This is a genomic window from Chryseobacterium sp. CFS15, assembly GCF_031118795.1.
Classification (GTDB): domain Bacteria; phylum Bacteroidota; class Bacteroidia; order Flavobacteriales; family Weeksellaceae; genus Chryseobacterium; species Chryseobacterium indoltheticum.
Genome location: NZ_JAVHYL010000005.1, coordinates 256,908 through 279,184 on the forward strand (window position 1 = coordinate 256,908; position 22,277 = coordinate 279,184).

General features: G+C 36.2%; 20 protein-coding genes. 2 read left to right on the forward strand and 18 right to left on the reverse strand.

The window, feature by feature from the left end:
* Positions 1–45 precede the first annotated feature (45 nt).
* The 3 genes from OH814_RS10415 to OH814_RS10425 all read right to left on the reverse strand — a co-directional run bounded on the left by OH814_RS10415 (position 46) and on the right by OH814_RS10425 (position 2,413).
* Entirely contained in the window at positions 46–432 is a 387-nt protein-coding gene (locus tag OH814_RS10415; protein ID WP_123886401.1) for a GxxExxY protein, read from the reverse strand.
* A gap of 136 nt (positions 433–568) precedes the next feature.
* Positions 569–2,017, reverse strand: coding sequence for a Fe-S cluster assembly protein SufB (gene sufB, locus OH814_RS10420; RefSeq protein ID WP_076561233.1), 1,449 nt, complete (start codon positions 2,015–2,017; stop codon positions 569–571).
* Positions 2,018–2,083: 66 nt separating this feature from the next.
* On the reverse strand, positions 2,084–2,413 hold the full coding sequence (locus OH814_RS10425; protein ID WP_076561234.1) for an iron-sulfur cluster assembly accessory protein: 330 nt from the start codon (positions 2,411–2,413) through the stop codon (positions 2,084–2,086).
* Between the two features lie 145 nt (positions 2,414–2,558).
* Here OH814_RS10425 and OH814_RS10430 point away from each other — a divergent pair, with 145 nt between their 5' ends.
* Positions 2,559–3,386, forward strand: a complete 828-nt coding sequence (locus tag OH814_RS10430; RefSeq protein WP_308828109.1) for a GLPGLI family protein — start codon at positions 2,559–2,561, stop codon at positions 3,384–3,386.
* Positions 3,387–3,426: 40 nt separating this feature from the next.
* Here OH814_RS10430 and OH814_RS10435 read toward each other — a convergent pair whose 3' ends face one another.
* The 12 genes from OH814_RS10435 to OH814_RS10490 form a co-directional block, all read right to left on the reverse strand.
* On the reverse strand, positions 3,427–4,287 hold the full coding sequence (locus OH814_RS10435) for a neutral zinc metallopeptidase (RefSeq protein WP_308828110.1): 861 nt from the start codon (positions 4,285–4,287) through the stop codon (positions 3,427–3,429).
* A 48-nt stretch (positions 4,288–4,335) separates the two neighbouring features.
* Entirely contained in the window at positions 4,336–4,863 is a 528-nt protein-coding gene (ribH, locus tag OH814_RS10440; protein WP_115620649.1) for a 6,7-dimethyl-8-ribityllumazine synthase, read from the reverse strand.
* A 3-nt stretch (positions 4,864–4,866) separates the two neighbouring features.
* Complete coding sequence (locus tag OH814_RS10445; RefSeq protein WP_076561238.1) at positions 4,867–5,577, reverse strand: tetratricopeptide repeat protein; 711 nt, start codon at positions 5,575–5,577, stop codon at positions 4,867–4,869.
* 160 nt (positions 5,578–5,737) lie between these two features.
* Positions 5,738–6,274, reverse strand: a complete 537-nt coding sequence (locus OH814_RS10450) for an adenine phosphoribosyltransferase (protein ID WP_308828111.1) — start codon at positions 6,272–6,274, stop codon at positions 5,738–5,740.
* A 3-nt stretch (positions 6,275–6,277) separates the two neighbouring features.
* On the reverse strand, positions 6,278–7,465 hold the full coding sequence (locus OH814_RS10455; RefSeq protein WP_308828112.1) for a hypothetical protein: 1,188 nt from the start codon (positions 7,463–7,465) through the stop codon (positions 6,278–6,280).
* A gap of 52 nt (positions 7,466–7,517) precedes the next feature.
* A complete protein-coding gene (locus tag OH814_RS10460; RefSeq protein ID WP_308828113.1) occupies positions 7,518–8,537 on the reverse strand; it encodes a hypothetical protein in 1,020 nt (339 codons plus the stop codon).
* A gap of 160 nt (positions 8,538–8,697) precedes the next feature.
* On the reverse strand, positions 8,698–10,029 hold the full coding sequence (locus OH814_RS10465) for a quinol:cytochrome C oxidoreductase (protein WP_076561242.1): 1,332 nt from the start codon (positions 10,027–10,029) through the stop codon (positions 8,698–8,700).
* A gap of 8 nt (positions 10,030–10,037) precedes the next feature.
* Complete coding sequence (locus OH814_RS10470) at positions 10,038–10,733, reverse strand: cytochrome c (protein WP_076561243.1); 696 nt, start codon at positions 10,731–10,733, stop codon at positions 10,038–10,040.
* Positions 10,726–11,247: a DUF3341 domain-containing protein gene (locus OH814_RS10475; protein ID WP_076561244.1), complete on the reverse strand. Its 522-nt coding sequence runs from the start codon at positions 11,245–11,247 to the stop codon at positions 10,726–10,728. The genes OH814_RS10470 and OH814_RS10475 overlap by 8 nt, the downstream gene beginning before the upstream one ends.
* Positions 11,234–12,631, reverse strand: a complete 1,398-nt coding sequence (gene nrfD, locus OH814_RS10480) for an NrfD/PsrC family molybdoenzyme membrane anchor subunit (RefSeq protein WP_076561245.1) — start codon at positions 12,629–12,631, stop codon at positions 11,234–11,236. The genes OH814_RS10475 and nrfD overlap by 14 nt, the downstream gene beginning before the upstream one ends.
* A 30-nt stretch (positions 12,632–12,661) precedes the next feature.
* Positions 12,662–15,718 carry a TAT-variant-translocated molybdopterin oxidoreductase gene (locus OH814_RS10485; RefSeq protein WP_308828114.1) on the reverse strand — a complete coding sequence of 1,019 codons (3,057 nt, stop codon included), beginning with the start codon at positions 15,716–15,718 and terminating at the stop codon, positions 12,662–12,664.
* Positions 15,719–15,743: 25 nt separating this feature from the next.
* Positions 15,744–17,102: a c-type cytochrome gene (locus OH814_RS10490; protein WP_076561247.1), complete on the reverse strand. Its 1,359-nt coding sequence runs from the start codon at positions 17,100–17,102 to the stop codon at positions 15,744–15,746.
* A gap of 183 nt (positions 17,103–17,285) precedes the next feature.
* On the opposite strand from OH814_RS10490, the gene OH814_RS10495 reads away from it, so the two are divergent.
* Entirely contained in the window at positions 17,286–17,822 is a 537-nt protein-coding gene (locus OH814_RS10495) for an SPOR domain-containing protein (RefSeq protein ID WP_201132730.1), read from the forward strand.
* Positions 17,823–17,874: 52 nt separating this feature from the next.
* Here the strand turns inward: OH814_RS10495 and OH814_RS10500 are convergent, their stop codons facing one another.
* The 3 genes from OH814_RS10500 to OH814_RS10510 form a co-directional block, all read right to left on the reverse strand.
* Positions 17,875–19,149: a DUF6080 domain-containing protein gene (locus OH814_RS10500; protein ID WP_308828115.1), complete on the reverse strand. Its 1,275-nt coding sequence runs from the start codon at positions 19,147–19,149 to the stop codon at positions 17,875–17,877.
* 79 nt (positions 19,150–19,228) lie between these two features.
* On the reverse strand, positions 19,229–20,599 hold the full coding sequence (locus tag OH814_RS10505) for a T9SS type A sorting domain-containing protein (RefSeq protein ID WP_308828116.1): 1,371 nt from the start codon (positions 20,597–20,599) through the stop codon (positions 19,229–19,231).
* Positions 20,600–20,667: 68 nt separating this feature from the next.
* Positions 20,668–22,209, reverse strand: coding sequence for a protein adenylyltransferase SelO family protein (locus tag OH814_RS10510; RefSeq protein WP_308828117.1), 1,542 nt, complete (start codon positions 22,207–22,209; stop codon positions 20,668–20,670).
* Positions 22,210–22,277 lie beyond the last annotated feature (68 nt).

The window sequence follows — 22,277 nt, forward strand, 5'->3', positions numbered from 1 at the left end:
AGGCGCTAACGCTTAGCGAGGAAATACTATTTTTAATTTTATTATTTATATTTCGTCAAGATTGTTTGCTATTCTTTTGACTCCGTTCTTAAAAAGTTGAGAGTTAAAATTCAAAAGCATGCCTAACTTAAAATTTCCTATTCTTAAATAATTTTTTAACTGTGATGCATGAAAATTATTTAAGGTTTCGACTGATTTAATTTCTAAAACAACTTTGTTCTCAATCAGCAAATCCATTTTAAAAGCTCTTTCTAATAACAATTCTTCGTATTGAATATTCAGGAATTTTTGTCTTTCAACTACTAATCCTTCTTTCTGCAATTCATAAAATAAGCATTCTTCATATATGGTTTCAAATAAACCCACACCTAGTTTTCTATGAATTTTTAATCCACTTTCAAATACAATCTTTGAAATTTCATTTTCCGTCATTTGTTTGTTTTTCGCAAAGATACAAGTTGATAAGTAATTCAATTGTATTTCTTTCCTAAGCGTTAGCGGCTTAGTTTATCTTTAAAATAAGGGTTTGCATTTTAAAGATCTTTGTTTTACTTTGCGATAAACAAAATTAACCTACAGAACCTTCCAAAGAAATCTCTAATAATTTTTGAGCTTCAATAGCAAATTCCATTGGTAATTTATTTAAAACCTCCTTGCTGAAACCATTTACAATTAAAGCAATTGCTCTCTCGGTATCAATACCTCTTTGGTTACAGTAGAAAATCTGGTCTTCACCGATTTTTGAAGTCGTTGCTTCGTGCTCTAACTGTGCCGTAGGATCTTTGATTTCGATATAAGGGAAAGTATGTGCACCACACTCGTTACCCATCAATAATGAGTCACATTGTGAGAAGTTCCTCGCTCCTTTTGCAGAAGGCATTACCTTTACCTGTCCTCTATATGAGTTTTGAGATTTTCCTGCAGAAATTCCTTTAGAAATAATCGTTGATCTTGTATTCTTTCCGATGTGGATCATCTTTGTACCGGTATCTGCGTATTGATGATTGTTGGTTACTGCGATAGAGTAAAACTCACCGATAGAACCGTCTCCTTTTAAGATACAAGAAGGATATTTCCACGTTACGGCTGAACCGGTTTCTACTTGTGTCCAAGAAATTTTTGCTTTGGTTTCGCAAAGTCCTCTTTTGGTTACAAAATTGAAAACACCACCTTTTCCTTCTTCATTTCCCGGATACCAGTTTTGAACCGTTGAATATTTAATTTCAGCATTATCTAAAGCTATCAATTCTACAACTGCCGCGTGAAGCTGGTTTTCATCTCTTGATGGAGCTGTACAGCCTTCAAGATAAGATACATAACTTCCTTCATCAGCGATAACAAGCGTTCTTTCAAACTGACCTGTACCTGCTTGATTGATACGGAAATACGTTGATAATTCCATCGGGCATCTTACGCCTTTTGGAATATAGCAGAAACTTCCGTCAGAAAATACTGCGGAATTCAATGCTGCGTAAAAGTTATCTCCTCTCGGAACTACTTTTCCAAGATATTTTCTCACCAAATCAGGATGATTTTTAATCGCCTCGGAGATTGAGCAAAAGATGATTCCTTTTTCGGCTAATGTATCCTGGAATGTTGTCTTTACAGAAACAGAATCTATTACGATATCTACAGCAACCCCTGAAAGTCTTTTCTGCTCTTCGATATTGATTCCTAATTTTGCAAAAGTTGCCAATAATTCCGGATCAACTTCATCCAAGCTTTCCAATTCAGGCTTTGCTTTTGGCGCAGCATAATATTTTATTGCCTGGAAATCTGGTTTCTCATACTTGATATTTGCCCAAGTAGGTTCGGTCATTTTCAACCAAATTTTGAATGATTCCAAACGCCATTCTGTCATCCATTCCGGCTCTTCTTTTTTTGCAGAAATTGCACGGACGATATCCTCATTTAAACCAATTGGGAAATCTTCGTAATCGATCTTGGTTTCCCAACCAAATTCATATTTTTTATTTTCAAGATCAACTCTTAAGTCGTCTTCAGTATATTTACTCATTTTAATAGATTTTAGAAATTAGATTTAAGATTTAGAGTATACTAAATCAATGGTTCTAATGTCTAATTATAAGCTAAAACTCTCTCCACAACCACACGTTCTGGATGCATTAGGATTATTAAAAATAAATCCTTTCCCATTCAAACCTCCGGAATACTCTAAAGTAGTGCCTGCCAAGTAAAGTATAGATTTTTTTTCAACAACGATTTTGATTCCGTTATCTTCAAAAATCTGATCTGTTTCGTTTTGCTTATTGTCGAAACCTAACATATACTCTAGCCCTGAACATCCACCGCTCTTTACCCCAACTCTTATATAATCTTCAGCAGGGTCGAAGCCATCCTCTGTCATCAGCTGAATTGCTTTTACCTTTGCCTGATCTGAAACCTTTATCATTGTATTTATTTAGAATGATTTAATCATGCAAAAATACGAACAATAATCAGTATATAAAAATCAACGTTTTTATTTTATCAATTTTTATCATCGATGCTTTAACTTTGGTGATTATTTAAAATCAAAACTATAAATCAGGAAAATAATGAAAAAATTAGGCATTCTAGCTATAGCCTTACTGGCACAGGTTTCTTTCGCACAAACCAACAGATTTGTTTATCAGGTGACATCAAAACCAGACATTACTAATAAAAATGATATTAAAACTGAAAATGCTTATTTAGATATTTCAGCAGAGAAATCTATGTTCTATTCTGAGAATAGAATTAAAAGAGATTCTGTAATGCAGGCTAACCGACAAAGTGGGGGAGCTAGAGGTTTTAACAGGGAGCAAATGGATGGTTTGAGAACGAATATTAATTATTCAATTGAAAAAAATAAAAAAGATCAGAAAACTTTTTACAAAGACCGTTTGGGAAGAGATCAATATTCTTATGAAGAAGACCGACCTCTGAACTGGAAGATTTTATCTGAAACCACAAAAATTGGTGATTATAAAGTACAAAAAGCAGAAACTGATTTTGGCGGAAGAAAATGGACAGCTTGGTTTACGACCGATCTTCCTTATCAGGACGGGCCGTATAAATTCAATGGTCTTCCCGGCTTAGTTGTAAAAGCAGAAGATTCTACAGGAGATTATTCTTTTGATTTAATGAAAAACTATAAGATCTCTAATTTTCCTGAGATGACTACATTTGGAAATGTTATTAAAGTAAAAAGAACAGATTATGTAAAGCAACAGGAAAAATTCAAAGCCGACCCAATGTCTTTTATGAATAGTCAACGTGGTGGTGGTATTTCTTCTCCAAGAAGTGGCGGTGGAAATCAAAATCCTGCAGATATGAGAAAGCGAATGGAAGAGAGGGCTAAAGAAGAAGCAAAACGAAACAGCAATCCTATCGAATTAAAATAAAATCAAAAAAGGTCTGAAGAAATTTCTTCAGACCTTTTTATTATCTTAAAAGTTGATTAAAAGTGTCACCTTGTTTGATGTCTCCGGAATTATATCCTTTCATAAACCATTCTTTACGCTGTGCAGAAGAGCCATGGGTAAAGCTTTCCTGATTCACATATCCTTGTGATTTTTTTTGAATGTTGTCATCACCAACTGCTTCAGCAGCATTTATTGCTGATTCTAAATCTCCGGGCTCAATAAATGATTTTTCTCTGTCACCCGTAACTCTAGACCAAACTCCGGCGTAAAAATCAGCCTGAAGTTCAGTTGCTACAGAAATCTGATTAAGCTGAGCCTCAGAATATCTTCCGCTTCGTCTTGCATTATCGGTTTCGTTTAGAGTACCAAGAAGATTTTGCACGTGATGCCCCATTTCGTGAGCCATTACGTAAGCAACAGTAAATTCTGTTACTTTGGCGCCAAATTTTTGCTGCAACTCATTAAAAAAACTCATATCCATATAAACAGACTGATCTGTCGGACAATAAAACGGGCCCATTGCCGATTGCGCCATTCCACATCCGGAATCTGTGTTGCTTCTGAATAAAACCACTCTTGCCGGTTGATATTTAGCGCCATTTTCGGCGAAAATTTTCGTCCAGGTTTCTTCATTTTCGGCGGTAATCATTTCGATCATCTCACCAATTTTCTTGTCAGCTTCTGTAAGCTCTCTTTGCTCAGTTTGGGCTCCGGTATTTGAAGCTCCTGAAGAGAGAATTGCAGAAGGATCACCACCCAGGAAAAATACAATTGCAGCGATAATTATTGTACCCAATCCGCCACCAACAATAGCGCCGCCGCCACCACTTGATCCGCGCCTGTCGTCTACGTTTGTACTTCGGTCATCAGTCCATTTCATATTAAAGTAATTTTAAGAGTAAAGTTAAAAATTTTCTTAATACAGAAATTATTTGTTTTGAGAATTTCCGAAACCGATATTTCCTGTTTTATTGGAAAGATTTCTTTTAAAATTGATCATGCTTAAAGCCGTAACTGCTGCTTCAACACCTTTATTTCCTAAATCTCCACCGCTTCTTGCGATTGACTGTTCTTTGGTGTCGTCTGTCAACACGCAGAAAATAGTTGGAGTGTCTGTTAAAATATTACAGTCTTTAATTCCCTGGGCAACGGCATCACAAACGAAATCAAAATGTGGAGTTTCTCCTCTGATGACACACCCGATTGCTATCACCGCATCAAACTTTCGTTCTTTACAAAGCTGCATGCTTGCATAATTTAATTCAAAAGCTCCGGGAACGGAAAACTGTTTTATATTTTCAGCTTTTACGCCTTCTTTTTCCAGAATTTCTAAAGCTGCATCACGTAGATTGTAGGTTACAAAGTCATTCCACTCAGAAAAAACAATGCCGATAGAAAAATCCTCGGCATTGGTAATATGAAGTGGCTTGTAATCTGAAAGATTAACTGTTGCCATGTTTTAATTTAAATATTTAGTCATTTCGATATAAGAATCAGACATTCCGTTGTCGTAGTCCTGATATTTTTCGTCGATCGTTGCAAAGTATTTTTTAGCTTCTGCATTTTTCTTCATTCCTAAAGCAACAATACCTGCTTTTCTCGTGAAATAATAAGAAGTATAAGGATCGTCAGACGCTGAAGCAGCTTTATCTAATAATGCTAAAGCCTCATCATTTTTATTAAGACCAGATTTTGCATCTGCCATTGCGCCAAACTTCATTGCCATCAATGTTTTGTTATCAGACGAAAACTTGTCTAAAAGATCATGAGCTTCCTGAAATTTTCCTTCTTTTAATTTTAATAAACCTGCATTGTAAGCAGAAAGTTTACCCACTTTTGTAGAAGAATATTCTTTATAAGTTCCTAAAAAACCTGGGTTAGCTGCAGATTTTCCACCTAAAGCTTCTTTCTCTTTACCTTCTGTAAGGTTTTTTTGTGCTGCTAAATAAGTTTTTATAGCTTCAGCATTCTTTGGAGCTACCACAAATTGCTGGTATCCGAAAAAGCCTAAAACTCCTAAAACAACAACCCCAAAAGCAATGCTTAATGGTTTTTGATATTTTTCCAGGAATTTTTCTGTATTTAAAGCCTCTCTGTCAAGGTCTTTAAAGAATTCCACTGTTTCTTTACCTTCTTGCTCATTTGGAGCGTTTTTTCCCAATTTTGCCATAAATTCTTAAAAAATTGAATTGCAAATTTAATTGTTTCTGAGTGATTTACAAAATCTTTATCTGCATTATTACTAAAAGAGAATGAAAGACCTGTAAATAGTGTGAATAGTTAATAGAGAATTGTTATTTTTTGTTTATTTCAACTCTTCTTTATTACATTTAATATTCTAAAGTATGATAGATTTCAGCGTTGAATTTCTTCAGTTTTTCGTCTCCTTTTAAATCTTTTAAACCGATTAAAAAACTGAACTGAACGACTTCTGCACCCTGCTTTTCTACGAGCTTTGCTGCGGCTTCGGTTGTTCCGCCGGTTGCTAAAAGATCATCATGAATTAAAATACGCTGTCCTTTTTTGATCTGCCCTTCTCTGGTTTCTATTTCTGCGCTTCCGTATTCGAGATCATATTTTTCTGAAATAATCGGTGGCGGAAGTTTTCCTTTTTTTCTGATTAAAATAAATGGAACTTCCAGAGCTACTGCAATTGCAATCCCGAAAAGATAACCCCGGCTTTCAATTCCGCAAACAGCATCTACTTTTCCTTTGCTGAATTTTACCAGATCATCGATTACTTCTTCATACAGTTTAGGATCAAGAAAAATCGGTGAAATATCTTTAAACTGAATTCCCGGAATCGGAAAATCTGGAATATTTTCTATGGTTTCGTTGAGTTTTCTGATGAGTTCCTGAGATGCCATATATTAAGGATTGATTTTATAGCTTGATATTTTCCACTCGCCGTTTACGTTTTTAAGACCAAAAGTGGCTTTCAAAGAAGTTGTTCTTCCGTTCTTATCGGTTACATCGTATGTTGCATTAACGCTTGATGCATTGGTGCCCGTTCCGTTTGTTGTAATGTTTTTTACGCTTACGTTTTTAATAGCCCCAAAACCTGAAGTAGGGTTTGAGAACGATTCATAAGATCCCCAACTTGGATTGCTTGATGTTTCAAAAGCAGCTTTTAAGTTTTGTGAACTTACATTATTTAAAAATTTGCTTACTGTATTTTTGGGATCTGCAGTCGGCTGTTTTGGCTGAGAAGGAGTTGTTCCCGGTTCTGTTCCTGTTGCTGGCGGTGTTGTTGGATTATTTGGATCAATTACTGCATTCGGATCCTGATCAATCATTGTGGAATCAGTTTTTGGAACTTCAGGAACTTTTAAAGCCGAAGGGTTTACATCTAAACCAATTTTCGACATTTTAAAAGTCTTAGCTGTTGTTTTTACCGAAACGGTGATGTCAATTTTGTTATCAACTATTTTTGATGCTAATAACGACGAAAACTTAAGATGAAAACCTCTGAAATTATTATCCTGCATTAAATTTTTAGCTGTTGAAAGCTTTACTCCGTTGCTGAATACTTCTAAAGTTGTTTCTAACGCAGCACCTGTAAATGCAATAGGATTTCCTGCATTATCAACTAATCTTGGAACGATTTGCATTGCAGTTGGGCCACTTCCGGTGTCACCCGAAAGTTGAGTAAGAATACTTAATGAGCTTGCTCTTACATCATTCGGATCACTTTCTTTTGCAGTTTCGTCGCCGAAGATATTCATTTCGCCTAATGACGGTGGTGCCGTGCTTGCCCATTCAATCCCGTTTTGCTGAGCAACCTGATCTGCCATTGATAATATTTCTGGCACTTTTTTGCCGTTAATCAGCTGACCAAGTGCTTTCAATTCGTTAACATCGCCTTCTGCTTCTACACCGAAAGTTTTTAGAATATAAAGCGCTTCATTAAATTTAATCTGCTTAATGGTGGTAAGACCAGACGCCATATCGTTGATACTCGACTGTAAAGTCTGGGTCGTAGTCGCATCTACGTGATCTTTTTTGCATGCTGTGAAAAGCAACAAGCTGAAGATGAGTAGCAAAGAAAACTTTTTCATTTTAATTATGGTTTATGGCAAATTTAGTAAAACCTTTATTAAAACTGATTTTTTATTTTTTGTTTTCTTTTTCTTTTAAATCATCCTTAAAGAAAGAGCTGAATACAGCCTGCATATTTGGAAAAGAAGTGTCTTGCCAGTAATTTGACTGGTAACTGCTGTTGTTTTTATTAAATTTTACTTTTCCCTCTACATTATTATCATCACTGAAATCCAGCTCGGTAGGGTAGAAGTTTCGGTATGTAATAATTTGGTTATAGTTTGGTTCGCTTTTGTGCTTTAGCTTGATGAAAGCAATTTCATTAGACTCCAGAAAATCTCTTAATGTCTTTTTTGAATCTTTTTCGTAAGAATGATTGATGATGCCTTTGATGTCATATATTCTGTAACCGAACAGTGCCAATTCTTTTTCCTGTAAAGCTTCGCCTGTGATTTCTATTTCGTCTTTCTTGGCACCTTTAAGTTCTTTAATTTTAGCATTTCTTGATTTGTATTCTTCAATATTTCCTACATTCTTCAATTTTGGTAAGTCTAAAAAGGTGTTGTAATCCCAAGATCCGGTTTCTTTTTTTTCATTTTTGGCATCTTCTAATCTATAAACTCTGTACTGTTCTATGTTGCTGCTTTTGAGCTTTTTAGTTTTATTATCAAAAACATAAGTGATCACACCGTCTGCATAACAATTTAGTTTGCCATTTAAAGTGACGTAGGTATTAAAATTACCTTTTACAAAAACATATTTTGCAGGCTTATTATTTTTAATAACAACCATTTCTATATCTTTTACTCTGTCATTTAATTTTACGACATCTTTATTGATTTCGTCAAATGATAAAGTTGCGATAGAAATGTTATCGTACACCAATTGAAATTTTTCTTGCTCCGGTGAAAGTGAAGACTTTTCGATTTTCCCGTCGATGTCTGATGTTGCGAGAATATTCCCGTTTTTTCCAAATACCGAAACTTTAGGAAGTGGTGCATCTGTTTTTTCGGAAACGAAAGTAATGCTTTGCGCATTGAATACATTAAACAGAATAATAAACAGAAAGTTTAAAAGATAAGTTTTTTTCATAGTTTTTTAATTTAGTTTAAAAGGTAAGTACAAAAGTCTATTGATAAGACGAAGTATTTTGAAAATGGTTGCCTGTTTTTTTAATTTCAATTCATTATTGCAAAAAAAAGAGACTGATCATTAAAATCAGTCTCTTTAAAATTTATTTTGTTACAAGTCCTTAGAAAGGATACTCATAAATTTCAGATTCGTGTAAGTAAGGGTTACCTGTAGGAATCAATTTCAATTTAGCTAATGCTGAAAGCACTGTAAACATAAACAATCCTGCAATGAATAAAACAGCACCCAATATCAGTAACAGAACTTCAGGAGTATTCCAGTAAGGCCCTACTGTTCCCGGCATTACCATGTTGAAATAATCTAAAAGGTGACCTAAGATTACCACAACTGCCATTGTTGTTACTACTTTGTAGTTTCTTTTGATGCTGCTACTTACCAATACCAATAGTGGTAATAAGAAGTTAACAACAAGCATAGGCAAGAAAGTAGGAGAGTAGTGCTCAAATCTTCCGAAGAAATAATTTACCTCTTCCGGGATGTTTGCATACCAGTACAACATGAACTGTGCGAACCAAGTGTACGTCCAAAGCATACTTGTAGCAAAAAGGAAAACTCCTAAATCGTGCAAGTGATTGTCGTTAAACTGTGGTAAGAAACCATTTTTCTTAAGATATACACTCAATAAAATAATTACCGCAATACCACTTGATAGACAGCTAACCATTGAATACCAAATATACATTGTAGAATACCAGTGTGGGTCAATAGACATCAACCAGTCCCAAGCCCAAGCCGCAGAAGCAAAACCGAAGAATGCGATATATCCTACTGCCCATCTGTAAAGGTACTGATACTCAACCAAAGATTTTGTATCATCTACTTTTTTAGACTGAGCTTTTAATTTCCATGCGAAGAATGAAGCCCCTATTGTATAAATAAGTGTTCTTACTGCGTAGAAAGGAATATTTAAGAATATTTTCTTTTCAAATAAGATCACATCAAAGTGTGCAGATTCAGGATCTGTCAATTCAGGATCCATCCAGTGGAAAAGGTGACCGTTGTGTGTGATATTAAGAATCATCAAGATAATTAAAATAGCACCACCCCAAGGAATATAAGAAGCAATAGCTTCCATCACTCTTGTGATAATAATTGGCCAACCTGCGTGAGCTGCATGCTGAATACAGTAAAAGAACAGTACACAACAGCTTACTCCGAAGAAAAATACTGCTACAAAATGAAGTGAAGCTAGTGGCTGATTGTGAACCTGCAATTCTGCGTGCTCCAAATGAGCAGCATGATCCTGAGGCCCTACCATTTCGCTTGAATGCGTAGGAGAATCATGACCTGCAGAATGCACTGCTTCCATCATGTGTTCTATTCTCTCTGTAGTAATTCCTTTATTTAAAAAGAAACCTACAGCAAATAAAACTAAACCTACAACAAGAAGGATAATAGAAGTTGATTTTAATTTTGGTGAAAAACTATACATTTCTTTTCTTATTTTTTAGTTTCGGTAGTCTCAGTTGTTGCTGTCGCTGCTGTTGCTGCTGCGGGAGCCGGAGCTGCGTTTTTTTTGAAAGCACTCATTACATACATTGCCACTCTCCATCTGTCTCCAGGGTTTAGCTGACCTGCATAAGAACCCATTGCATTTCTACCATTTGTTAATACATAATGTACAGATCCTACAGTGATTTCTCTGTCTGCATAATTTGGTACACCAGAATAAGCTCCGCTTTGTACGATCGGCCCTTGTCCGTCACCACCAGTTCCGTGACAAGCTGAACAAGTATGATCAAAAAGTATTTTACCTCTTTCTATATCTTTAGCTGCATTAGCAGGATTAAGAGGAGAAGTGCTTATTGCTTTTGAAGCATCATAACCTGCGTTGTATTCGTCCGGATTTTTAGGAAGTTTACCTTCTTCAAATACTCCGTCTTTATTTTGAGCTACTGAACCTTCTACAGGAGAAAGACCAGTTGCACCGTTGTTTCTTACAAATGCAGGAATTTCGTTTTCATGATCTGAATAAGCATCCTGAGCTTTCATCAACGGATCGTATGCCACAGGGAAATACATATCCGGGAAATATACTAGAGGTGCATTTTCATTCGGTCCGCAAGAATTAAGTAAAACTGTAGTTAAACCTAAAATTGCTGTAATTTTTAATACATTCTTTTTCATTTTAAGCATCTTTAACAGTTATTTCTTCTACTCCCGTTTCAATAAGCAACTGCTTTACAGATTCTACATCCTGAGTGACAAACTCCATAAGGAATTTATCATCTGTAGTTCGAGGATCTGGGTTTTGTGCCGGAGCTCCGGGATACATCTTATTTCTTACAAAGAAAGTAAGAGACATCATGTGTGCTGCACAGAATACCATCAATTCAAACATCGGGTCAATAAAAGCAGGGAAGTTGTCTACCCAGCTATAAGATGGTTTACCACCGATATTTTGAGCCCAGTCATGGTTCATAATGTACCAAGTCACTGTAATACCGATACTCACCCCATATAAAGCATAGATAAATGCAGCATCAGAAATTCTGGTTTTCTTTAAACCCAAAGCTTTGTCTAGCCCGTGAACAGGAAATGGTGTATAAACTTCGTTTATTGCAATTCCTTTATCGTTGAATGCTTTCACGCCGTTCATTAAATCGTCGTCGTCAGCATAAAGTCCGTATACAATTTTAGTGGTGCTCATCTCCTTCTTTTACTTTATAAGTTTCACCTGAGATTTTCAAGATCGATTTTAATTCTGCCTGTGCAATTACAGGGAATGTTCTTGCGTATAATAAGAATAGTACAGAGAAGAATCCGATTGTACCTAAATATACACCTACATCAATAATGGTTGGTTTAAACATCGTCCAAGAACCAGGCAAGTAATCTCTTGAAAGGTTGATTACGATAATGTCGAAACGCTCAAACCACATACCGATGTTGATAATTAATGCAATGATAAACGTTGCAATAATATTCGTTCTGATTTTCTTGAACCAGAACAACGCCGGAATAACAAGGTTACAGATAATCAACGCCCAGAACGCCCACCAATATGGTCCTACTGCAGCACCTGGTGAAAGGTAAGTAAAGTCTTCATATCTAGAACCAGAATACCATCCGATGAAATATTCAGTAGCATACGCTACAGTTACCATACCTCCTGTAAGAACGATTACGATGTTCATAATTTCGATATGATACATAGTGATGTAATCTTCAAGGTGACAAACTTTTCTAGCAATTAACAATAGTGTTTGTACCATCGCAAATCCTGAGAAGATTGCTCCAGCAACGAAGTAAGGAGGATAGATCGTAGAGTGCCATCCTTTAATAACTGAAGTTGCGAAGTCAAAAGATACCGTAGTGTGTACTGAGAATACAAGTGGAGTTGCCAAACCTGCCAATACCAAAGATACTTCTTCAAATCTCTGCCAGTGTTTTGCTTTTCCACCCCATCCGAAAGATAGTAGTGTATAGATTTTCTTAGTCCAAGGAGTTTTAGCTCTGTCTCTGATCATAGCAAAGTCAGGAATCAAACCGATAAACCAGAATACTGTTGATACAGAGAAATACGTACAGATCGCAAATACGTCCCAAAGTAGAGGCGAGTTGAAGTTAGTCCAAAGTGAACCAAACTGGTTAGGAAGAGGGAATACCCAATAACCTACCCAAACTCTACCCATGTGAATAAGCGGGAAGATTGCCGCCTGTACAACTGCGAAGATTGTCATTGCTTCCGCGGAACGGTTTACAGACATTCTCCAACGTTGTCTAAATAATAATAATACTGCTGAGATTAGGGTTCCGGCGTGACCGATACCTACCCACCATACGAAGTTGGTAATATCCCAACCCCAGTTAATAGTTCTGTTAAGCCCCCATGCTCCAATACCTGTCCCGATAGTATAAGCGATACAGCCGAATCCGTAGATGAAAAGAACTAAGGCTGCGTATAGTGAGATCCACCATAGTTTACCTGCTCTTTCTTCGATAGGTCGTGCAATATCTTCTGTGATATCGTGATAAGTTTTGTGACCAATAATCAGAGGTTCCCTTATCGGAGCTTCGTAATGTCCTGACATTTTTTACCTATTTATTATTTAAACTTTATTTTATACTCTATTTCTTACTTTAGCGTGATAGAACACATTTGGTTTGGTTCCTATCTCTTCAAGTAAATGATATCTTCTGTTGTTAGAATATAGTTTTCTAACATGAGATTCTTTATCATTCATGTCTCCAAACTGAAGTGATCCTGTAGAACAAGCTTTAGCACAAGCTGTCTGGAACTCTCCGTCTTTCACAATTCTGTTTTCCTTTTTAGCCTCAAGAATTGTTGTCTGAGTCATTTGGATACACATTGAACATTTCTCCATTACCCCTCTTGTTCTTACAACAACATCCGGGTTAAGTACCATTCTTCCAAGATCGTTATTCATGTTGAAGTCGAACTTGTCATTGAGGTTATAAGTAAACCAGTTGAAACGTCTTACTTTGTAAGGACAGTTGTTAGCACAATATCTTGTACCGATACATCTGTTGTAAGCCATATGGTTTTGTCCTTGCTTACTGTGAGAAGTTGCCGCAACTGGACAAACAGTTTCACATGGAGCGTGGTTACAGTGCTGGCACATTACCGGCTGGAAGATCACATCTGGATTTTCTGCTGGGTTTTCTAATGCTCCTTCAATACCTAATACACTGCTTCCGTAAAGTTCAGGCACTGCCATTCCTTCTTTAAGACCATCATAAACAGTAACTTTTTTCTCAGATGAGTAGTAACGGTCAATTCTCAACCAGAACATATCTCTCGACATTCTGATCTCTTCTTTACCAACTACAGGAACGTTGTTCTCTGCCTGACAGGCAATAATACATGCTCCACAACCCGTACAAGAGTTTAAGTCTACTGATAAGTTGAAGTGAGGCCCATCTGTATCATCAAAAGCATCCCAAAGGTCAATTTTACCTGCTGGAAGCGCTCCGCTGATGGTGTGATATTCCAAAGGCTTGTTCCATCCTTTATGTTCATCATCGAAAGGTACATTAATAAACTGCGCTAAAGGAACTTCTTTTGCAATTTCGTAACGTCCCATTAATGTATTCTGAAGCTGTACGCCTGCAAACTCATGTTCTTCACCCGTTTTCTCGATTGAAACGTTTGAAATAACCAGGTTTGAACCGTCAAATAGAGGATAAGCATTTACCCCTGTATCTGCAGTAGTTCCAGAATCTTTTTTACCATATCCTAAAGCAAGACCAACAGATCCGTCTGCCTGACCCGGCTGAATGAATACGGGTACGTTTTCTATTTTTACTCCGTTTACTGTAAGATTTACAAGAGAACCGTCTAACTGCATTCTTGCATTAAGACTGTTTTCTATTCCTAATCTTTCTGCATCTTTAGTTGAAATAGTCAAATAGTTATCCCAAGACATTCTTGTAATAGGATCTGGTAATTCCTGCAACCAAGGGTTGTTTGCCTGAGTTCCGTCTCCGATAGAAGTCTTTGTATAAAGTACTAATTCTAAATCTGAAGCTTTAAAATTACCTAATTCAGCGACAGCCTGAGCACCGTTTCCGCCAGCATAAGACAACGTGGTTGCATTATTAGAAGGAACAACACCATTATATAAAGCTTTGTTGAAAGAAGTAGCTCCCAAAATAGAAGATGCACTCGCTTTTAAGTAATCGTAGTAATTGTTTGCAGCATTATTTTTACCATTTTTCCAAACCAATAATGATTCTTCGATCTGTCTTGATTTGTAGATTTTCTGGATTGTTGGCTGCATCAATGTATAAACTCCAGTCTGAGGTTCCATATCGCCCCAAGATTCTAGCCAGTTAGCTACCGGAATTACAGCTTTCGCTGCTTTATACATTTCGTTTTTCTTATCTGTAACCGCAATTACGTAAGGAACTTTAGCCAAAGATTTTTTGAAATCCTGACCTTTGTTATTAGAATAGACAGGGTCAACGTTGTTTGTAATCAATACACCAACCTGTCCTGCATTAACCCATCCCAAAAATTCCTGATATCTTGCTTTATCAAATTCTTTTAGGAAGTTTGCTTTACCTGTGAAAGCAACTGAACCTAATTTTTGGTTAATTAAGTGTGCTAAAACCTGTGCAGCTTTAGAACCGTCAGCTAAAACAACTGCTTTGCTTCCTTTAGCCTGTAATTCTTTTACAATTTCTGTAGCAACTTTACTTGTTGGCGCAGATCCTGTAACGATAGCGTTGTAAACTTCCACCAAAGCTTTGTTTACATCACTTGGTTTTACTCTGTATCTAGAGTCTGAGTTCGCACCCGTTAAAGACATATTAGATTCAACCTGAATGTGTCTCAACATGTTTGCTCCCGGAACTCTTGCTGCTGCATAAGAAGTTTCTAAGCTAGCTGCGTTATAGTCTCCTAAGAAATCAGCCTGGAAAGCAACCACCAATTCAGATCCTTTAAGATCGTAAACAGGCAATGCTCTTTGTCCGAAAACTTCCTGAGCTGCATCTAAAGCTGCAGAGTAAGGGAAAGCATCATAAGTTACTAATTCAGCTGTAGGATATTTTGCTTTAAATTCAGCAAATAATTTTTTGAATGTAGGTGAAGCGAAAGACTGAGATAAAAGAACAATCTTTTTACCTGCAGACTGAGCTTCGTTTAATCCTTTCAAAACGAAATCATCTACTTTATCGAAAGTTTCGTCTTTACCGTCAAGTTTAGGCTGTTTTACTTTATCGTTATCATAAAGAGAAAGTACACTTGCCTGAGCTCTTGCGTTAGTTTTACCTAAATCTCCAGCTGCCGGGTTCGGTTCGATTTTGATGGGTCTACCTTCTCTTGTTTTTACTAAAACACTTGCGAAGTCGAAACCGTCAAAATATGTTGAAGCGTAGTAATTGGGAATCCCAGGAATAATCTCATGTGGTTTTACTACGTAAGGAATCGTTTTGATTACCGGAGCTTCACAGGCAGCCAATGTTACAGCTGCTGTAGAGAATCCTAATATTTTCAGGAAATCTCTTCTGGATGTACCGTCTGTTTTTTCGGCACTTTCCAGAAAATCTTCTACCGGAATTTCTTCTTGGAACTCTTTAAGAGCCAACTTACCGGTTAGGGCAGGGTCTTTAAGTTCGTGAATACTTCTAAATTGTATTTTGTTTGAAGCCATTTTTATACTTCTAATTTTTTAGTTATTAATAATGACATTTACCACACTCAAGACCTCCAATTGCATCTACAGTGATTTTACCACCATCTTTCGGGTATTGCTTTTTAAGCTTCTCGTGTAGATTCTTGAAGTATTCTTTATTATAACCGTTGTTCATATCAATTTCGGTTGTTCTGTGACATTCGATACACCATCCCATGGTGAAGTCGTTTGCCATTTGTACAACGTTCATTGTATCGATTTTTCCGTGACAAGCTTTACAAACTACGTCTATCTTGTTGTCTGGATTTTTCTTGTTGAATGAATTGATAATCGCCTGCTCACCTGCTACTACGTGTTGAGAGTGGTTGAAGTAAACGAAATCTGGCATGTTGTGGATTCTTGTCCATTCTACAGGAGTAGTTTTACCGGTGTACTGCTGTTTTTCAGCATCCCAACCTGTTGCAGCATAAATCTTCTGGATTTCTCCGTCGTAGAATGCTTTGTCTTTTCCTGGCTCGATGTACTTACCGTTGTATTCTGAAATTGTTCTGTGACAGTTCATACAAACGTTCATAGAAGGGATCTCAGATACTTTACCATATTTAGCACTTGAGTGACACAATTGGCAGTCGATTTTGTTTTCTCCAGCGTGAATTTTGTGAGAGAAATAGATAGGCTGTTCAGGCTTATACCCTTTGTAAACACCAATCCACATGATCCAGTTCCAGATACCGTAAGTCGCTAAAATGGCCAATACAGCCAATAGACCTTTACCGATATAGTGGTATTTCTCGTAGATTTCGCTGAAAGACTTTACTCTTGTTTCGTTAAGTCCTGTAAGTTCCTCAGATTGCCCCAGTTTTACCAATTGTCTTAGCTTAACTAAGATCCAAACCAGTAAACCTGCAATTGCAATAAGTGAAATAATTACAATACTTGATGTTGTATTGTTAGCTGGTGCAGCGTTTGCGGTATCTGTTGCAGTAGTTGCAGCAGGATCAGCTTTTGGCTCCTCAACAGGAGGATTAGTTGTGTACGCTAAAATGTCGTCAATATCCTTATCTGCAAGATTAGGAAAGACCTGCATTTCAGTCTTATTAAATTTTTCAAAGACTTCATTTGCATACTTATCGCCTGAAGCTCTAAGCGCTTTGTTGTCTTTAATCCACTTGTGAAGCCAATCTGTATCAAGTCCTTGCTCAGTTTTCAATCGGTCTACCACACCTTTCAGTGCAGGTCCTACGACTTGTTTGTCTAACGCGTGACATGCTGTACAGTTTGCCTTAAAAAGTTTTTCGCCATTTTTAGGATCGCCGTCTTGCCCGTAAATTGAAGCACTTGTTGATAGCAATAAACCTATCGCAATCAGCCCTTTTTTATAATGCTTTCTCCAACTAATCATTTAAATTATCTTATGTTAGTAAATATTGAATGTGTAATCAATCCCGCAAAAATAATATTTTTAAGAAGAATTTAACGGCTTTAACAAAAGGTAAAATGTCATATAGGTTTAATTTGTAACTATTCTAAATAACTCTGTTTGCTGTATTTTTAAATTATTATAACTTTGCGGAAACAAGTTTAAATGAAAAATTTCATCAAAATATTTTCGCTACTTTCTTTAATGAGTTTTTATACTCTTGAAGCACAGCAGGTTGTAAAGAAGGATACACTGTCTGGAACTGAACTTACTATAACAATGGATTCTCGTGTAAGTGAAGCTTTATCTGCAGTTGAGGATCGATGTGCGAAGACAACGGCAACAAGAGTTTCTTCGGGTATTGATGATGATGCTCCTGCAAAGCCAACGAAAATATACGTTCCTAGCCGTGAACTGACCAATGCAGAAATCTGCAGAAAAAATCCTAGAATATTAGGGTTTAAAATTCAGGTTGCAATAGTAAAAAGTAATGAAGAAGCTAATGAAATCAAAGCGTATTTCAGAAAAAGATTTCCAAACCTAAAGGTTGAAACGGATGCTTCTTTGAGACCAAATTACAAGATTTTGGCTGGAAGTTATTTCTCAAGACAAAGTGCTGCGGCCGATTTGGCCAGAGTAAAAGAATACTTTAAATCTGCAACACCTATTCAATACAGAGTGTTCTGTGTAGAGGCGAAATAAGGATTAATTAAATAAAAAATTAAAAGGCTGAGAATATTTTTCTCAGCCTTTTTTATCTGTAAAATTGATTGACAAAATCATAGAATTCCCACATTCTCATGTAATTATTCAGGAGTAAATAGACAAACATGATTCCAATGACTGATGTGAAAAATGACATCATTTTTGGAGATTCTTTGTATGAAAAAAAGAGCCACCCCAGCATAATCGGGAATACAAAAACAAAATGCCCGCCGTAAATGTAAGAAGTATGAAGCCCAAACCTGAAAACACAGTGAATGAGAATATCAACCAGTAAAGAAAGCATAATAATCTGTACCAGTTTATTCTTGAAGTTCTTAAAATAGCTCCACAAAATCAGTCCTAAAAGTAATCCAATAAATAAATAGGGGATGATTGAAGTATAAACGTCCATGAAAAGCGCTTTGTAATAAAACCCTTTCATATTATGTTTTTCGCGGATAAAAAAGCTTGGAAAAAGTATGCTTCCGCCAAAGAAATACGAGTAAATCATATCCCAAGTCGGAGTAGATTTTACATTAGAAAATTTCTCGTATTGCTCTCCCGATTTTGAAAGGATATTTTTGTACTTAAAATCTATTCGGTAAAGGTAAAGCAAAATAAAAGTTACGCATGTTATTGCAACTCTGAAAGCTGCATTGCCAAATTTTTTCCAGCTTTTAAAAATGTCTTTTTCAAATACAATTGGTATAAACACTTTTACAATATTTGTCACCGTTAATCCTCCGATTGTAACTCCCGCCAAAACCAAAGCTGAACCGGCAATTTTTTGATCTTTTTTAAATTTTATTGCTGTATAATAATTGAATAATACCAATAAAAATAGGGTATAGGTGTAGGTTTCCGGTGTGAATGACAATAAAATATTAGTTGAAAAAACACTGAAAAAAACAATAATCAAAAGATTTAATCCTAAAGGAAGAAGGATGATATTTTTTAAATATTTATAAATCTGAATTAAGCTTAAACTGATGGTGATGTTACTCAACCAGACCAATGTCAATCTGAAATTACTACCTGTTTTTCCATCTGAAATATAAAAAGCTAGCTCCCTAATCCAATTGAAAAAATAATAGGACAAAGGGTGTCTTTCAAAACTTCCGCCGCTCATTACGATCGCTTTATTATCAAAGCTGAAATAGCCGTCCCAAGGAATTCTTGCATCAAAAATAATTCGGTAATGTTGTGCTAAATAGGTTCCGAATAAACCATAAATGGTGATAAAAAAAATAAATATTCCCAATTCGATGTAAGAAGAAGGAAATACAATTTTAAAAAAGTTGAAAAATTTTAATTTAATTGACACCCGGTATTATTTTTTTGCAAAAGTAAAATAAAAAACCCACCTGAAAAGGTGAGTTTTGCAATATTAAAAAGATTGTTGATTAATCTTTAATGATTTTTTCTGTTTTTGTGCTGCCATCAGCAAACTCTACTGTAATTAAGTAAGTTCCCTTTGTGAATCCACTTAAGTTTACTTTTTCTGAGCTCCCTGTTGCAATTACCTTTCCTGATAAGTCTAGTACAGTCGTTGATTTTATTTTCTTATCAGTTTTGATGTTTACTTCTCCTTTTGTCGGATTAGGATACATCGATAAAACGTTGATTGCTTTACTAGTATCCGCAACACCTAAATTTTGAGATGATTTAAACATTCCGCCAACAGTTGCTGATGTGTTAAATCCTCCAGAATAACATGTGCTGACATCAGAACATCTAACATTTAGATGCTGTACTCCGGTATCAAGAGCTGTCCAAGTAGAACCGTTATCTAAGCTTTTCCATGATCCGCCTGTTGTTGGGCTAGAGCTGGTTGCCACTAAAATGTTAGTACCGGGAACATAAGTTATGTCGTTGATACTATTTGCTGCTGTAATTCCTGTAAACGTCACAGTAGACCAGGTAGTTCCTCCGTCAGTAGTTCTGTAAATTGCTAAGGCTGTAGGAGCTGGAGGAGTCGCAGTATTATATGTTTTCTTAAAGACAATACCTCGGTTTGCATCACTCCAAGCCATGTCTCCACTTATTGTTGCTCCGCCAAAATCATTAAGAGAATATGTAGAACCGGTAAATGCAATAGTCCAATTTAGACCTTTATCAGTTGATTTGTAAATTCTTCCTTTGTTTGTGTAAAAGAAGATATTATTTCCAACTGCATAATATCCGGCATTGTATCCATACTCATTATTGAGTGGAGCTGGAACATTGGCAGCAGGCACTCTTGTCCAAGAGGTTCCTCCATTAGCAGTTGTGTAAAGCTCATATCCGCCACCTTGTGGGTCGCCACCAGCAATAGCACTATTGGCATCAAAGCCATGAACAAAGTTTAAATATGATTCGCCAGCTGTTGAAAAAGCTTGCTGAGCCGTCCATGTCGCGCCCCCATTTACTGTTTTGTAAACTGCACCTAATCCGTCAGATGCTGTAGATAATAAAGCACCCACCCAAGCTGTAGTTCCGCTAACACCTGAAATGTTGGTGATTGTTAAAGCAGGATTCCCAACATTTATAGCACCTGAAGTCCAGGTAGTACCTCCGTTGGATGTTTTAGTAAATTCCTGAATAATTGGTGGGTTATTTGGATTTAAAGGAGCTCCGTCATAAGCAAAAGCCCAGGCTGTATTGGCGTCATATACTTCCATTCCGGAAATACCTCTTGATGGTGTTGAGAAACCAGTATTTTGGGTAGACCAATACTGAGAAAAGGCTGATGAACTAACCATTAGTGCAAAAGCAGAAAGTAGAACTTTTTTCATAAATATTAATTTTTTCCAAAATTAATAAAAATAATCACATATGAATGCAAATATTTTAATGAATAATGCTAAGAACTACAAGATAACATTGAACATCCTGAAATATCATCATAATTTGGAGGTCTTGTCACCGAAAATTCGGGAAAAATTTCTTCATATGGATTTTCCAATGCTTTTGTGAGTTTTTGTAATAATTCAGTTCTACCATTGTTTATTTCTTCAATACATTCAAAGAGGAGGTAATTTCTGAGTAGGAATTTTGGATTTGTTTTTCTCATTAAATCTAATAACTCTTCTTTTGAAATAGTGTTAGCTTTTAATCGAAGAGAATAAGTTTGTATAAAATCTTCGAGCTTTTCAATTTTAGCATCATCCAAAAAGCCGTAAGATATTTTCTGAAAATCTGTTTTGATGTCTGAAATGCTTTCTAGTTTTTCTAAAAGATTAAAAAATAAGGTATAATCAAATTGAAGTTCCTGCATCAAACCTTGCCAGTTGATGAAAAATTCTTCATCCTCTTTTTTCAATTCATCAAAACCAAATTTTCTGCACAGCATTTTATCGTGAGCCTCCCAAAAATAATTTCCGTAAGAATTTAATGTTTCTTCTAAAAACTCTTCATCTTTTATCAAAGGAAAAAGTGCGTTGGCAAGTTGCCAAAGATTCCATTGTGAGATCTGTCCCTGTTTTCCAAAAGCATATCTTCTTCCGGGTAAATCAGTTGTGTTTGGAGTGAAATTGAGATCATATTCATCCATCATCGAATAAGGCCCGTAATCGATTGTTAAACCTAAAATCGACATATTATCTGTATTCATCACTCCGTGTACAAAGCCAACTCTAAACCATTCGACCATTAAATCTGCTGTTTTTGTACAGACTGATTGAAAGAAGTCTTTGTATTTTTGCTCGCCCACAGAATTAATTTCAGGAAAATAATTTTTAATAGTGAAATCTGTAAGTTTTTGTAAAGTATCAATTTCTTTCTGAGCAGACATTAATTCAAAATGCCCAAAACGAAGAAAACTTTCTGCTGTTCTTACAACGACTGCACCTTTTTCGTTCTGAGGGTTTCCGCTGTACATCATGTCTCGTACAACATCTTCGCCTGTGAGGCATAAACTTAAGGCTCTGGTTGTCGGGATTCCCAAATGATGCATTGCCTCACTCATCAGATATTCACGAACAGAAGATCTCAGAACAGCTCTTCCATCTGCGTGACGGGAATAAGGCGTTGCTCCGGCTCCTTTCCATTGAATTTCGTTTTTTTTCTCTGCTTCATTAGTGATTTCTCCAGCAAGAATTGCACGGCCGTCTCCTAATTGGCCTGCCCAGTTTCCAAATTGATGCCCTGCGTAAGCGGTAGCATAAGTTTTTACATTTTCGGGTAAATTGGTTGCCGCTAAAAAATTAAGGTCATCTTTATTGAATTTTCCCAAACCTATTTCTTCTGAAAGTTTTTCATTAAAAATAATCAATTCAGGATTTTCAAAGCCCACCGGATCAACAGTTGAAAACAGAACTTTTGGTGTGTTTCGCTGAATAGTGTTTCCTGAAAAATCTCCGGGGAAAATCTCTGTAAAAGGCTGGGTAATCTTGTCGATATTCATACTTCAAAGATATTAAAAGAAAGAAACAAAAAAGACCTTTCAGTAATTGAAAGGTCTTATGATAATTA

Bases quoted from the DNA above. Each gene is read 5' to 3' on its own strand.
- OH814_RS10470 (WP_076561243.1), bottom strand. From the start codon at position 10,733: ATGCTTAAAATGAAAAAGAATGTATTAAAAATTACAGCAATTTTAGGT.
- OH814_RS10510 (WP_308828117.1), bottom strand. From the start codon at position 22,209: ATGAATATCGACAAGATTACCCAGCCTTTTACAGAGATTTTCCCCGGA.
- OH814_RS10415 (WP_123886401.1), bottom strand. From the start codon at position 432: ATGACGGAAAATGAAATTTCAAAGATTGTATTTGAAAGTGGATTAAAA.
- sufB (WP_076561233.1), bottom strand. From the start codon at position 2,017: ATGAGTAAATATACTGAAGACGACTTAAGAGTTGATCTTGAAAATAAA.
- OH814_RS10505 (WP_308828116.1), bottom strand. From the start codon at position 20,599: ATGAAAAAAGTTCTACTTTCTGCTTTTGCACTAATGGTTAGTTCATCA.
- OH814_RS10485 (WP_308828114.1), bottom strand. From the start codon at position 15,718: ATGGCTTCAAACAAAATACAATTTAGAAGTATTCACGAACTTAAAGAC.
- OH814_RS10445 (WP_076561238.1), bottom strand. From the start codon at position 5,577: ATGGCAAAATTGGGAAAAAACGCTCCAAATGAGCAAGAAGGTAAAGAA.
- OH814_RS10430 (WP_308828109.1), top strand. From the start codon at position 2,559: ATGAAAAAATTAGGCATTCTAGCTATAGCCTTACTGGCACAGGTTTCT.
- OH814_RS10450 (WP_308828111.1), bottom strand. From the start codon at position 6,274: ATGGCATCTCAGGAACTCATCAGAAAACTCAACGAAACCATAGAAAAT.
- OH814_RS10455 (WP_308828112.1), bottom strand. From the start codon at position 7,465: ATGAAAAAGTTTTCTTTGCTACTCATCTTCAGCTTGTTGCTTTTCACA.
- OH814_RS10435 (WP_308828110.1), bottom strand. From the start codon at position 4,287: ATGAAATGGACTGATGACCGAAGTACAAACGTAGACGACAGGCGCGGA.
- OH814_RS10495 (WP_201132730.1), top strand. From the start codon at position 17,286: ATGAAAAATTTCATCAAAATATTTTCGCTACTTTCTTTAATGAGTTTT.
- OH814_RS10460 (WP_308828113.1), bottom strand. From the start codon at position 8,537: ATGAAAAAAACTTATCTTTTAAACTTTCTGTTTATTATTCTGTTTAAT.
- OH814_RS10465 (WP_076561242.1), bottom strand. From the start codon at position 10,029: ATGTATAGTTTTTCACCAAAATTAAAATCAACTTCTATTATCCTTCTT.
- OH814_RS10425 (WP_076561234.1), bottom strand. From the start codon at position 2,413: ATGATAAAGGTTTCAGATCAGGCAAAGGTAAAAGCAATTCAGCTGATG.
- OH814_RS10475 (WP_076561244.1), bottom strand. From the start codon at position 11,247: ATGAGCACCACTAAAATTGTATACGGACTTTATGCTGACGACGACGAT.
- nrfD (WP_076561245.1), bottom strand. From the start codon at position 12,631: ATGTCAGGACATTACGAAGCTCCGATAAGGGAACCTCTGATTATTGGT.
- OH814_RS10490 (WP_076561247.1), bottom strand. From the start codon at position 17,102: ATGATTAGTTGGAGAAAGCATTATAAAAAAGGGCTGATTGCGATAGGT.
- ribH (WP_115620649.1), bottom strand. From the start codon at position 4,863: ATGGCAACAGTTAATCTTTCAGATTACAAGCCACTTCATATTACCAAT.